This window comes from Aeromonas sp. sif2416 (assembly GCF_019218665.1).
Classification (GTDB): Bacteria; Pseudomonadota; Gammaproteobacteria; order Enterobacterales; family Aeromonadaceae; genus Aeromonas; species Aeromonas encheleia.
In genome coordinates this window covers 266,159-280,477 of record NZ_JAHUXC010000003.1, presented here as the reverse complement: position 1 = coordinate 280,477, position 14,319 = coordinate 266,159, and the positions used below count along the sequence as shown (strand labels likewise).

The 14,319-nt window shown below is 54.5% G+C and carries 4 protein-coding genes and 1 pseudogene; 3 read left to right on the top strand and 2 right to left on the bottom strand.

The window, feature by feature from the left end; genetic code table 11:
* Positions 1-72: 72 nt before the first annotated feature.
* The 3 genes and pseudogenes from KW821_RS07520 to KW821_RS07510 all read left to right on the top strand — a co-directional run bounded on the left by KW821_RS07520 (position 73) and on the right by KW821_RS07510 (position 6,839).
* A pseudogene (locus KW821_RS07520) lies at positions 73-1,013 on the top strand (IS3 family transposase).
* Positions 1,014-1,040: 27 nt separating this feature from the next.
* A complete protein-coding gene (locus tag KW821_RS07515) occupies positions 1,041-4,895 on the top strand; it encodes an ATP-binding protein (RefSeq protein ID WP_218290995.1) in 3,855 nt (1,284 codons plus the stop codon).
* A 729-nt stretch (positions 4,896-5,624) separates the two neighbouring features.
* Positions 5,625-6,839 (top strand): IS256 family transposase, encoded by a 1,215-nt coding sequence (locus tag KW821_RS07510; protein WP_028689681.1) that lies wholly within the window; start codon positions 5,625-5,627, stop codon positions 6,837-6,839.
* A 211-nt stretch (positions 6,840-7,050) separates the two neighbouring features.
* On the opposite strand, the gene KW821_RS07505 is transcribed toward KW821_RS07510, so the two are convergent.
* Together KW821_RS07505 and KW821_RS21825 are read right to left on the bottom strand one after the other, a co-directional pair.
* Positions 7,051-9,894 carry an RHS repeat-associated core domain-containing protein gene (locus tag KW821_RS07505; RefSeq protein WP_218290994.1) on the bottom strand — a complete coding sequence of 948 codons (2,844 nt, stop codon included), beginning with the start codon at positions 9,892-9,894 and terminating at the stop codon, positions 7,051-7,053.
* Positions 9,891-14,306: a SpvB/TcaC N-terminal domain-containing protein gene (locus KW821_RS21825; protein WP_218290993.1), complete on the bottom strand. Its 4,416-nt coding sequence runs from the start codon at positions 14,304-14,306 to the stop codon at positions 9,891-9,893. The genes KW821_RS07505 and KW821_RS21825 overlap by 4 nt, the downstream gene beginning before the upstream one ends.
* Positions 14,307-14,319: the final 13 nt, after the last annotated feature.

Sequence of the window (14,319 nt, the reverse complement as noted above, 5' to 3'; positions counted from 1 at the left end):
AAGACCAAGTTGAATTGCCCCAGCTCCCTAGACACTTCCAAGCCTTAAAATGAGGCAACTATTGGAGGTGTTATGATCCGCCCGCGTTATCCAGAAACATTCAATATCGAAGTTGTCAAACAGGTCATCGAGCACGGGCGATCTGTCGTAGATGTTTCCAGCCGCGCACTTTGCCAGCGAGTCAAGGATAAGGTATGCGTTCATACGGGCCCGGTGAGATCAGCACGATGTCGGACACTGAAGTCCACCGAAGTGACTTCTATGCTTGGCTGAAACAGCCGAGGTAAATGAGCTAACGGGAGGACGTACGGTTGATGGGGCCGGTCAAGCAGACCTAGCTGGAGAATGCTCCGATAAGCATCGCGCGAGGGGCCGCGTTCACAAACGGGCTATCCGCGGTGCACTGGCCATTACGATGGTCAAACCCGTCTTGCGGCACCGAATATCTTGGCGCGTCAGTTTAAGGTCGCAGCACCCAATGCCTCGTGGGTGACGGACATTACCTACGTCCGTATTCATGAAGGTGGATTATACCTGTCGGTGGTACTCAATCTGTACTCGCGCCAGATTGTTGGCTGGGAGATGAAGTCACTGATGGCTGCTGTCTTGGCAATCGATACGCTGTTGATGGCAGTTTGGCGCAGGAAGCCAACGCAGAAGGTGCTGGTGCAATCGGATCAGGGGAGTCAATTGACCAGTGACGAATGGCAGCGCTTCCTGAAAGCGCACGACTTGAGCTGTAGCATGAGCCGACGAGGAAACTACCACAACAATACGGTTGCAGAGAGTTCCTTTCAATTGCTCAAGCGGGAACAGATAAAGCGCAGGGTATACCTGACAAGAGATGAAGCACGCAGTGATGTGTTCGACTACATCGAGATGTTTTACAACCCAGTCTGCGCCATGGTTCCAATGGCGGGCTGTCGCCGGTAGAGCTTGAAAAGCGATTTTTTCTCAGCAACGGAGTGCCAAGAAAAGCTGGGGCGATTCAAACCGGCGGTTCAATATTTTAGTTATCCTGACTACAGGAGGAGCTTAACTTGCATCCGACCCTTCAATTTCTGCTGCTTTTATCATTACTGTGTAGCCAAAGCACGCTAGCCCAAGCTCCGTATCCCTATATCATGCGTCTCGACGGCGAGCAGAAGGAATGGCTGCGAGAAAAGGGGGCTCTGGTGGTGAGCATGACAACCAGTAAGTGGGGGCTTTACAGCTACTATATTGATAATAAACAATATAATAGAGTACTGCACGACTATGGTAACACCATCACCAAACGGCTTGGGCTCAGGCCTCGCTATCGGGGCTACCCCACTTTATTCGCTGCCAAGCAAGATCTGAAACATGGTGAGGTAGATGCTTTGGCTGGTTTGGCGGTGGCTCCTCAAAGGCGGGCTTGGATGAATTCTACCCCGCCGCTCATTGAGATCCCACGTGCTGTGTTGCTGGATAAGCCGGGTGATACTCCCACCCAGGCTACCGCACGAGGGTATGGGAGTTACGACATTAACTCCCGCCTTGGTTTCAAGAAGGTCAAAGTGGTGGATACCAGCCCCGAAGCGCTGTTTATGGTCAAACATGGGTTGGCCCATGCCTATCCCACCGATCTTGCCCATTTGGAGAGCTTGATTGTTAATTTTGAGGTTAGATCACAGCAGATAGTCAATATGCCCTGGTTTGGGCCAGCTGAATTGCACCTAGCTACCCGCACCGACCAACTTCATCTGGGCGAACTGCTGACTTTTGCAGCCAACAGCTTTACCCCTAATGATAGAAATTTCCCTACACAATTAGCTCATGTCAATGACAATGACAAGGGGCCTAGTGAAGCCCAAAATGAAGTTCAAAACCTCTTTACTGAGGAGGAATCAACCTGGATAGCAGAGCATTCAGAGGTGCGTTTTGCCCCAGGCCCTTGGATTGGTCTAGACCAAATTGATGAGCATGGTCAATTTGGTGGTCTGGTGGCGGACTTGCTGACGTTAATCGAGCATCACAGTGGATTACGTTTCAAGTTGCAACCCACGAATGGGCAGAATTCCCTAACTATGGTTGAAGAAGGCAAGCTGGATCTGGCTCCTACCGTTATCAACTTGCCTGAGCGGCGCACGCGGCTTCTTTTCACGTCCGATTATTTAGTTATGAAGAGGCTGCTTGTTACTCGTCGTGAGCGGGGCACCTTGGCATCGCTCAAAGAAATAAAAGGTGCCAGAGTCGCTGGGAGTTTTGCCTCGGCTGATGAGCTGCTCATTCGCAGTTGGCAGGCTACGCCCGTTTTTTTCACCTCCTTTAATGAACAACTGCTTGCGCTCGCCGAGGGAAGAGTGGATTACATCCTCATTTTCGAGGAGTTCACTGAGCAGCTTTATAACAAGGAACCTACGGTGGGGTTGCATGTTGCCTACAGTGGTGCCGAGTTAGATGTACCCATGGCGATGGCTGTGCCTCGTGACAAACCCATACTCGCCTCCATCCTCACCAAGACGTTGCAATCCATCCAGCCCGAAGAGTTACAGTTGCTGCAAGACAAACGGTTCACTATTCGGATAGAGACTGGCGTGAGCTCTGAGCAGAGATTACGGCTAATACTCCCTCTCATTGTGTGGATCTTATTTGTGGCTATAGTAGGTTTTCTTTGGCGGCGCTCTCTAAAACGTGAAATGCGCCAACGTCAGCAGGCCGAGACCATGCTATCCCAGCAGTTGCAACTGGTGGAAACGCTACTAGACACAATGCCCAATCTGGTCGTGCTCACCAACGAACACCAAGAAATCGCCTTGACTAACCAGGCTTATCGGAAACTCTTCTTTGGCGGCCAAAAGAGTCACGGTCACTATTACGCTTTGCTCAAAGACATTCTGTCCGAAGAGACTATTCAGCGCATTCAATGGGAAGACATCAACGTGTGGGAGTCCGGGGACGATATCAACTCTCACGGTGCTATTACCCTACCTGATGGTTGTGTGCGAGAACTTATGTATCACAAGCGACTCTTTTGTGAGCAGGACGGCAGTCGGCTCGGCGTGCTGACTGTGCTAACGGATGTCACCGAACTGCGGCATGCTCAGGCTCGTGCAGAGGAAATGCTCAAGGCCAGAGAACGTTTTTTGGCCATCATGAGCCACGAACTGCGCACGCCAATAGCCGGTATGCACGGAATGCTAGAGCTGTTGCAATTAGGAGAGCTCAGTGATGATCAACGTTACCTTGTGAGCAACGTCATCGGCTCGGCAAACAATTTACTCTATTTGGTTAACGATATTCTCGACTATTCCAAGCTGGAGGCTGACAAGTTACATTTGGAAATGAGGCCCGTACGTCTAGCCGAAGTGCTGTGTTCTGTAGTACGATATCATGTTGAGAGTGCTCGCCAGAAGGGATTGCAGGTCAAGTTGGTGTGGGATCCGAGTCTGCCAGATCAGGCGGAACTCGATCCGAATCGACTAGGACAGATTTTTACTAACTTACTGCACAATGCTATTAAATTTACCGAACAAGGGTCCATTACCCTAACTCTGACGAGCCAAGGCAACCTGCTTCTATTGACGGTAGCAGATACTGGCATTGGCATTGCTGCAGTGCAGTTGTTGCAGCTATTTACTCCCTTTGAGCAAGGTGATGGCAGCATCAGCCGGCGCTTTGGCGGGTCCGGTTTAGGCTTATCGATCAGTCGCAATCTGGCTGAACAGATGGGCGGGAGCCTTACCCTCGAAAGTGAGCCAGGTTTGTGGACTCGGGCCACCCTGGTGCTACCGCTGGTGTCCCCCTACACATACTCCCCCCCTTTGGCTGGCAGCCGCTGGCAGGTTTCTGCATCCCAGTATGAGTCGACCGCATTGCTTCAGCGTTTTGGCGCCGAAGTGGTGGCGTGCGATCGAAGTGATCCGCTCGAGCCTGGGTTGCTGCTACTCGATGAGGTCGATATGCAACGCCTCTGCCCCGAGGGATACCTAGGGGCAGAGCGGCCAGATTACATAATGCTATCTGGCTACCGGGTCATCACTCTCTCCGAGCAAGAGCGTTTACGCACTAGTCTGCAACAAGGGCGCTGCTTACGTTTGGGTTCCCAACCTCTTTATCCGGATCTGTTACTGGAAAGCTGCCTCTCCCTAATCTCCCAACCCAATACGCATTCTCTGGAGGTGCTATCGCAGGCTGTAACCCCACTTCGGGGACGGGTATTGGTGGCAGAAGATCATCCAGTCAACCGGGCCTTGCTGCACCGTCAGCTCACTCTGCTCGGGGTGACATTTGAGATGTGTGAAAATGGATGCCTAGCGTTGGAGAGTTGGCAAAAAGGGAGCTTCGATCTGCTGCTAACAGACTGCCACATGCCGGATATGGATGGCTACAAATTGACGGAAATCTTGCGCAGCCAAGGGGTGACTGCCCCCGTCATCGGGGTCACGGCAGACACTTCTGAGATGGCCAATAGTCAGAGTAATGAAGCAGGTATGACCGACATGCTTTACAAACCCTACACTTTGGAAGAGTTAGGACGGGTATTAGGGATATATCTGGTGCCCCCCTCTGAAATAAATTGGACGTCATCGGGAGGAGGTCCTGCGCGCGAACGTTGGGTTACTCTGTTTGGCAGTGAGGCCACAGCTCGAACCATGGCAGTTGAGTATTTACGAAGCAATGAGGCTGATTTGGGGCGGCTGTCTGAGGCATATGCAGTGCTGCATTGGGACGTCATGAAAAATGCTGCTCATAGTATCATGGGAGCGGCCAGAATGGTTGGCGAAAGTCGACTGGCCGAGCTTGCTGCTGCGGTAGAGACGCTGAGCATGCAAAAGCAAACAAACCAACTAGCTGATCTAATCTGGCAATTGCAAGATAAGGTGAACGAAGTCAGTACCGAGATCGGAGTATGGCTATACGGGCAAGTTTGATTCTGAGAGCCATTAGCAACGGTGACATGATGCGATGGTTTGACAGTATAACTTATGCAAACCAAGCACCCGTACAGCACCCGTACAGCATTGCGCGTACCACAATAGGATTGTGTGCAGCATGATGGCGTTATCCTAACCGTGCTGACTGTTGCTTCTAATATGATTCTGGTTTCAAGTCTGCGATAAGTGCAAGTGCAAAGTACTTTTACCTTTCTTTTTTAATGTTTTCAGCGCCCAGGTTCATGGGCGCTCTTTTAACAGTTAATCGTTTTTTTGGATTGAATCATAATTGCGTATTAGATACTTGGAATCCATTCCTTATTTGTTGATTTAGTTCTGATGTCAGTGATATTTTTTGGCAAGCTTTTTCAGCAGTGGTAGGAAGATGCGGCTATAATCAGCCAAAAATAACAAATTTTCTCAAAGAGCAAAAATAAACAATTCTCTTGGTTATTTTATCCCTGTTGAACTTCAGTTCTAAACTGTATCCGTGGCAGGGTAATCCTACCATATTCAGGGGCATTCAAAAGTAGAGGTCATGCGGCCCGCGCCAAGTGCTGGTTTTGGAGATTGTAAATAATTCTGTGTAACTTGCGCATTCCGGCGAAGTTGAACAGCCCATTCCGGCCAACGTGAACACCCTGATCCTTAGAGCCTGTAAATCCAATTGTGTAACCGCCCACGAATAAGTAACTTTTTCAAAAGGATACCTTCGTGGGTAAGCAAATGGACCAAGACAAACTCAAAGCACTGGCTGCTGAGCTGGCCAAAGACATCAAGTCTGAAAAAGATCTCGGCACCCTCACCCAACAGCTGATCAAGCTCACCGTCGAAACCGCGCTCAATGCCGAAATGGACGAGCATCTGGGCTACGAGAAACACGCCCCACAAGGCCGCGGGACCGGCAACAATCGCAATGGCTATTCCACCAAACGCCTAAAAGGGCAGCACGGAGAAGTCACCATCCAGGCTCCTCGTGACCGTAACTCGTCCTTCGAGCCTCAGTTTGTCCGCAAGGGCCAGTCCCGCCTGACCCAGATGGACGACCAGATCCTCGCCCTCTACGCAAAGGGCTTGAGCACGCGGGATATCGTTGACGCATTCAAAGAGATGTATGACGCCGACATCTCGGCGGGGCTGGTATCGAAGGTGACCGAACGTGTCATCGAGCAGGTCCACGAATGGCAAAACCGGCCGCTGGATCCGCTCTATCCCATCGTTTATCTGGACTGCATTGTGCTGAAGATCCGCGCGAACCAGAGGGTGATCAACAAGTCGCTCTATCTGGCACTGGGCATCAATATGGAGGGTCACAAGGAGCTGCTGGGCCTGTGGCTGGCCGAGACCGAAGGGGCAAAGTTCTGGCTATCGGTCCTGACCGAGCTGAAGAATCGCGGCTTGGAAGACATCCTGATTGCGTGTGTGGACGGTCTCAAGGGCTTCCCTGATGCGATTGCTGTGGAGTATCCCCAGACCAAGGTGCAACTGTGTATCGTCCACATGGTGCGCAACTCGCTGCGCTATGTCTCCTGGAAGGACTACAAGGCGGTGACGGCGGATCTGAAGCAGATCTACCAGTCTGCGACGGAACGTGAGGCTCAGCAGGCGCTGGCGGCCTTCGGCGAGCGCTGGGATAGCCAGTACCCGCAGATAACGCGCTCCTGGCAGGGCAACTGGGATAATCTGATCACACTGTTCGAGTATCCCCCCGCCATCCGGAAGGTGATCTACACCACCAATGCTATCGAGTCGCTGAACAGCGTGCTGCGCAAGGCGACCAAGCAAAGGAAGCTCTTCCCGACCGATGACTCGGCGCTAAAAGTGGCGTACCTTGCGATACAGCAGGCCTCCAAGAAATGGACTATGCCGATCCAGAATTGGAAGCTTGCCCTAAATCGCTTTATTATCGAATTCGGTGATCGCCTGAACGGTCACCTGTAATGGAGTGGGCAGTTACACAGAATTATTTACAGGCTCGTGCTCGTCCACCCTGTGAACTTGGAATACCTCTTTTGCCAAATCGATGCCAATTGTCCTAACGTTCATGATGGCCGCTCCGCTCATAGTGACGATTCATCGTCCACTTTGGCACAGGTGATGCCGGTTTGAGAGGGGGCGACCATTCCATTAACAACGCTTGTCACGGCAGCTATTATCGACGTTGACTAGGTCTGTACGCTTTCCATTGACGCGGATTCGATACCCACGGTGCAGATACCTCCTGACGATTTAGATAGAATTTAACCTTCCCGTTTAAATTATCGCGATTTCGGTATAGATAACGAAGCTCGGAGGCGGTTGATGAGTGGCCACCAGACTTCAAAATAACCCTTGTAACATCTAATCCATCAAGTAAAAAATGAATTTGTCTATCATCGGTTGACTCAAGCAACATTGATAGGGCAGCTTTAGAACCCCTTGAAATTAACTTGCTGGCATATCTATTGATTTCCGGCGTGGATGATATCGGCCCAGTGGGCCTATCTGACTCGTGTGGTGCAAAAAAATGCTGGCCAAAATCTAATGCTGTAGAACTAAATGAGTAACGCTCATGCTTACTCAGGTAATCAGTGTACTCTCTAGATAAAGATATATTCTTAGACTGAGAGCAGCATCCCTGCTGGCGCTTTATCATTTTATCATGGATGTTCATCTCTATTCTTTGCATGATTTCTTTCATACCATAAACCAGTTCTTGAGCATCATTAATTCTTTCCCTTGGGACTCTGTTTTCTTGCAGCCCAACTGCCCATTCTTTATATGTCTCCAGAGTTTTTCTCCCTAAAGTTCTGGCATGCCCTACCATATCCCAAGCATCTTCAGTCCTTAAAATGACTGCAAGATAATCAGCTCGTTTAAACCACCTCGCCCAAAAGCTCGTATGTTCGGAAATGGCTGCTGACAATCCGAACAGAAGATCTCCTCGATTTGAATCAAACTGTTCATGAAGCTGTGGCATCAATCCATTTTTATCTTCCCAACGCACCGGGTTATTTCTCACCATCCGATACACGTTCAACCCATCCACTTGCCCCGCCGGGTCCGGGTTTAGCCACCGGCCCAACCAGGGGGCGTAATAACGGTAACCGTAGTAGTACAATCCCGTCCCGTCTCGCTCCTGGCCCGAATACCGCACCACCTTGTATGCCACCTCAGTGGCACTCCGCGCCGCCAGTACCGCCGTGCCACCAAATGGGTAGTACTCCTCCTGGCTGATAACCTGGCCGCTGCTGTCCAACTCCAGCTGCAGCGACCCTATCTGGTCTCCCAGCCCGTAACGCACTTGGTCATTAGCAATGCCCGTCGGTTTGCCCACGGCCCAATGCAACACCCGCACCTGGGCCCGCCCGCCCTGGGCTGGCGTGGCAACGTGTAACTCCTCGCTCGGGGCTTGAGGTTGCCCCGCCAGCTCCACATAACGGCTGCGCAACTCCAGCCCCGGCAGGTAAATCACCTCATCAATGTCCCAACGCTGGCTGGTAGCGTCCAGTAACCGCCTCATTTGCTTGCGCACCCGCAGGCCTTGGCGGTATTGGTAGACCTCACGGTCGTTATCCTGCTCTGTGCCGCGGTCAACCAGCACCACCCGCTGCAGCTGGTTACGCTCATTCCAACCTAGCGGGGTACCTGGCTGCATTCGCAGCACGTTGCCATTGGCATCAAAGTAATCGTCAATCTGCTCCGGCGTTATCGGCGAGTTGCTATCTTGCGCCAACGCCCGATTCGAGCGTGAGCCGACCACTATCTCGTTGCTGTAACTGAGCGCCCCTGTGTGCTGGATACGCAGCAGGTTGCCCCCGTCATCATATGCATAGCTGCGCGTGTAGTTAACCAGGTTGCTGGTGTCTGGCATCGCCTCCGGTAACGCTGGCCCTTGAATACCGGCATTGGCGTTCTCCCGCCCGCTGGCACTCATCAGTTGGTACAGCGCATCGTACTGGAAGTCATTGCGTGCTTTGACCGCCTGGTTGGCAAAGTAGCGGGTGGTCACTACAGCATTCTCTTGCCAGATGACGTTGCCCACTGGGTCGTAGCCATACGAGAGGTCTTGCAGTACGCTCAGGTCAGCCCGCCGAGTCTCAATACGTACTAGCCGCTGGGTCTGGGGTTCGTAGCTGTAACTCGTCACCACGTCGTTGCCGGCCGTCTCCTGCAACTTCTGACCTGCAGCACTCCAGCTCTGTTGCTTGAGCAGGATTTGTTCACTGCCACCCGAGAGTGTCAGGAATGACTGGCTGAGCAAGCCAGCCACATCGTAGCTCCAGCGCTGCAGATTGCCGCGCGCATCGGTTTGCGCTAACGCCCCACCCAGTGCATCGTATTCATGCGTGGTGGTGTAAACCTGCGGTGCCAATTCATCCTGCCAAGCTGACTCGTTCTCACCTTGCCAATCACTCAGCGCCTCTGCGCTCGGCAGCAGTTGGCACTGCTCACGCAGTGCCGCCCCCTGTAGCGAATAACTCGGTGCTGCCTGCAGCCCCGCATCGTGGTAATGGCGCACCAACTGACCGCGGGCGTTATAACTGGACGGGTCAGGCATACTGCCATCGGTATCCCCATAGATACACCGCTCTGCGACTCGCTCAACCTCTTCACCTACCTGCAAATAGGCAGCACGCGGCCGCCCCAGCTGGTCAAACTCGGTGCGTGAACGAGTGCCCCGCCCATCCTCTGCCCACACGATTCGGCCAGCGGCGTCGTACAATGCGACACTCCAGCCTGCATCGACGCTGTCGCTACGCAGTGCTTGCCCGGCCAGTGATGGCCGGGTGTGAAGGTTGGGTGAGACGGTGTCATCGTTTTGCCACAAGTCAAACAGGCGGGCATCCCACTGTTGGCTGTGGCGGCCGTCATCGCTGGTCAGTTGTCGTTCAATCAATACCTCCGCCAACTGGCGAATGTCACGGCGGTTATAGTTGAGGGTGCGCACTACTTGGTTACGGTTGTCACGAACGCTTAGGGTGGGAGTGCCGGTATATATGGTTGTCCTAATCATGCTGCCCCCTGTATCACTAGTTCATGGGTGTCATTCTCATCTTCGCTGACGTCAAACCACGGGTAATAGGTACTGCGCCGCAGATAGCCGAGGGCCGTGACGGTGTCACTTACGCGGCCCAGTGCGTCGTAATGATTGGTGTCGCTATAGCCTTGTGTACGCAGTGAACTGTCAATCACGTAGTGCCAGCTATCGAGGAAATAGGGCTGATAGGCACGGACAACCTGTCCCTTGTTGTCGTATTCGACGCGGCCCGACACAACCCAGCGTGGGTCTGCGTCCACTTCCTCTGCGCTCACCTCGCCATTCGCATCCAGATGCCATGCCTTGCCCGCAGCCACGCGCCCACACTGTTGCAAGGCGCGGCCAAAACCGTCGCCGTAGCTCAGCTGAATGCGGACTTGCTGCGCCGTGTCTTCCGGATAACGGTCAGCCAGTAACACGACGGCATGCACCGGGTTACCGCCAGCAGTCCTCAGCACCGGCGCAAGCGTGTTCGGAATGCCCGGCTGCGCGTGGGGGTTGGCAGCCCAGCGTCGCCCAGCCAGGCGCACATGACCACTCGCCGTGATGAAGCGAGCCTCACGCAGTGCTATCCACTGCGCGGGCGTGACTTGAGCGGGAGAAAGTGCACCCATCCAGCTGAACCACTCGGGCACATTGATGCTCGCAATGTTCTGCCGATAGCCAGGGGTGGTGGCCTGGGTAATCGCCTGCTCGACCGTCAGCGTCGGGGAAACGGGGTAGTCAACCACAGAGTCGAAGCCAACGGCATTCCCACCCGCTTCGGTACCGTAAAGGCTGCCGCCCAGCGGCAACCCCAGCGCCGATAACTGCACCTCCTGTACATTGCCGTTGATATCGGTCGTATGTATCGGCAACAGGAACCGGTAGTCGTAGCTGTTGCTGACCGTGCTGCCATAGACGTCGTACTGGCTCACGGGGGCGAGCCAATACCCATCATAGGTGGTCATAATCGCGCCGGTGAGCCTCGTTGCTTGCTGCGTCAGGGGGCGATAAAAACCACTCGCGTCAGCGTAGGTCGTAAACCCGCTCTCCACAGCCCACACCGAATTTTCCGGCACCGGTGGCGTGGCAACCGGCAACAACATCGCTGTTTGCACATAGCCGAGCACCGTCCAACCGTATTCCGGTGGAATGGTGATGCCCTCATAAGCCTGTAGCGCTACGTCATCCAGCACGGCGCTACGCTGATGGTCGACCAACGCCAGCAAGTCGGGCGGGGATGTGACATAAACCACCTCAGCCTGACCACCGAAGTAGCGCGTCTGCGCATCACCCAGCAGACCATTGCTGGCCGTCAGTGTCTCGAAGCTGATAGGCTCGGCAGGCAACGCATCGTACACCAATGCGTTGGCTCGGTTTTGATGGGGCAGCCCCAATCGCCATGCCTGTGGGGCCTCAAGGTTAATCACCGCCGCTCGCGATTCAGACAGGCGCAATTTTTGTTGCTGCTCGTCATAACTGCTATCCCAAGCATCGGGCGGCAGGTTGGGCGGATAGGGCGCTAGCACTTGCGGGGCGCGACGCGGATAAGCCACTGCAACGCTCCATAGCGGATGACCATACCGGTCTAGCCGAAGCGTGACGCTCTGCGAAACCATGGGGTCATGAATAGGCAAGCGCTCGTAAGTTGTATTGACTTGCTCCAGCGTAAATGCCATCACCACCGGAAGGGCGCCTGGCTGCAGTAGGCGCAACTGAGTTCGGCTGGCCATGCAGCTATAGGGCAACAACTCCGCACTGCTCGCGTCCAGTCCATAGGTCTCGCTGCGCAATACGGCGCCTTTCATGGCACGAAATAGCCACCAACGCGTTTCACTGTCAGCATCAGTAAATACCACATCCTCACCGCGTTCAAAGAGGGTTAGGCGTGTTGGATTTAGGGCCACGGCCTGCGGGTCCCCCGCGTAGGGCTCGCCGTACAACTCGAGCTCATCCTGCTCACGTCCGCAGTGGTACCAAGTCTTGTTCAGTAACGGCATGGCCAGCGACACATTGGTGCCAACCGCCACCGCAGTGCTATCGGTATCCTCGGCTTCCAGGTAACCGAAACCACGGAATTCGCGCTCCCTGCCATCGTACACACCTTGCCGATAACGACAGCGTTGACTTAGCGTATTACCGGTGACTTCATCAAGGGTAATCGTCTGCACCAGTAGCTGTATAGCGAAGGGCAGTGCCGATACGCGGGTGGGGCTCTCCTGCTTTTCGTCGAGCCATTCCTGCGCCGAGCTGCGGTAGTGCAACTGATAGCTTGCCCCCATGTTGTTGTTAATTTCATTGAGCAGATACGGCTTGGCAGCATTGAATGGATAGCGCCAATGTGACGGGGCCATATAGGGCACACTCAGCACCAACTCAGCCATGCCATTGCCCTGCACGTCGGCCAGCGAAATCTGACACAGCTGGTCGTAGGTCACGCCTGGTGGCAGTAATAGTGTGCGCGCAGGCTCGAACCCATTGCCACTGCGGTTCATGAAAATAGTCACATGGTCGTGCCGTGCATAAATCAGGTCCGTTGCACCACTGCCATCGACGTCAGCCAGGAACAAGTGCGCCGGATTGAATGCCAATGCACTATCAAGCTCCTCTGGTAACGGCAGATTGATAGGGGCTCCAAATCGGCCATGCCCCAGGTTTGGCCAGCAGGTCACACTGCTATGGCGCACCCGCAGTAAATGGGCCTGCCCAGAGCCAAGCGCATCGGCAAACGCCACCAACTCCCTGGCGTTTCGTCCCGGCACCGGCAAGGTAATGCTGTCAACTTGCCCCACCTCAATACCCGCCGCGAAACCGTCGCGCTCGTTGGCGTAAAAGCGCACGCTCTTGGGGCCAATTAGCGCAAGGTCCGCCATGCCACTGCCAACCAGTTGAGCAAACTGGGCTGCCGGATGGAAAAATTCGGTCGGCACAGCATTGAATGGCATGAAGCCGCTCCAACCTTTGTCGGGCCGCACAGTGAAGAACCCCGCCATGCCCGGTTGTGCCACCAACCAGTCCAACTGGCCGTTGCCATCGATATCGAGCAGCTTGCCACGTACACTTTGCGTGGATGGGATACCCAAGAGCGGGCGCCACTCATCGTACTCCACCGCGTCACCGCCGCCTGCGCCACGCTGCGGCGCCCTGTACAGCCAGGCATCATCGGTACGATGCAACACCCCAGCCACCCCTTCACCGAACAGGTCAACCAGCTGATACAGTTGCCCGTCATCCAACCCCGGCAGAGGAGGCATGGGTTGCCAATTGACGGGCTCAAAGCTCTCCGCTGCGGTGCTATAAACCAGTTCAAGCGGCGGACGTTGCTGCAGCACGCCATCTGGCTCGTACGCCAGTTGCTGCGCAGCCGAGAGCATGCTCAGTGTCGTTTGTTGTTGGTATTCAAGTAACAACCGGGCTACCAGCGTCTGAGGCGCCCCCAACTCCAGGGGGAAGTGGTGATACATTAATACTTGCCGACATAACCGGTGGGTTCGCAGTTCGAAGCCAAACGCATAGGTTGAGAATGGGTCACTGCGTCCAAGCCAGCTTTCCGATGCCACATAGGGCGGCACTTGCTCCGGTTCGAGCGTGCGTTCGCCATAATCAAACACGACGCTAAATAGCCACTGCGGCGATGGAGTGTCGCTATCCCACAGATAGAGGTCAGCATTCGGCGCCGCATTGCCGTACAGCGCCTCGACCAAATAGCGCATCGCCGTCCTGTCACGGCCACTCTCGTTGCCACTCAGGTCCAAGCCGCTGTCATTTTCCGCCGCATAGCGATAATAAACATGCTCGCCCGTCGGTGTGACCGACTCTTCCAGTAGCCAAACAGCGGTGTGCGTTGGCATGGCTGGCTCAGCCATTCGGCCCAAGGCGGTTTTACCCAGCATATGCAACACACCACCGCGATCGTGAACTAACCAAAAATCGCTGCCATCCTCCCCCAGCCAATACTCGACCCGAGCACTACTTGACTCGATGCGCGGTAAATAGCGGGTCACGGTGTAACTTTGTCCCAGCGGTTTAGTGCCATAAACGCTGCCCACCCAAGGATTGGGGTCCCCGGCCGTCGACAGCGCAGACACAAGAACCTCGCCGTCAGGGCCTAAAAACTCATCTTGCGCCGTATACCGCGGAACACCTTGATTGGTACGCCGGCTCACCGTCATTGTGCCGCATGACCAGCCCATGCCAAACGCCCCGTTGCCCGCACCGCTGCTGTATGACAGGCCCAGCGCAGGCGCAAAGCCCCGCCCTGCTGATATCGGCAACGGCAAGCTCATCGAGGCCAGGCCGCTCGGACCTGGCGCCCCCAATGCTTCCCCCATACCCTGCATCGCCCCCCCGCCCTTAGGCAGGGAGGGAGCCTGTACACTCACGTATGATTCACGTTGTTGTTCCATAACTTCCTCCCCT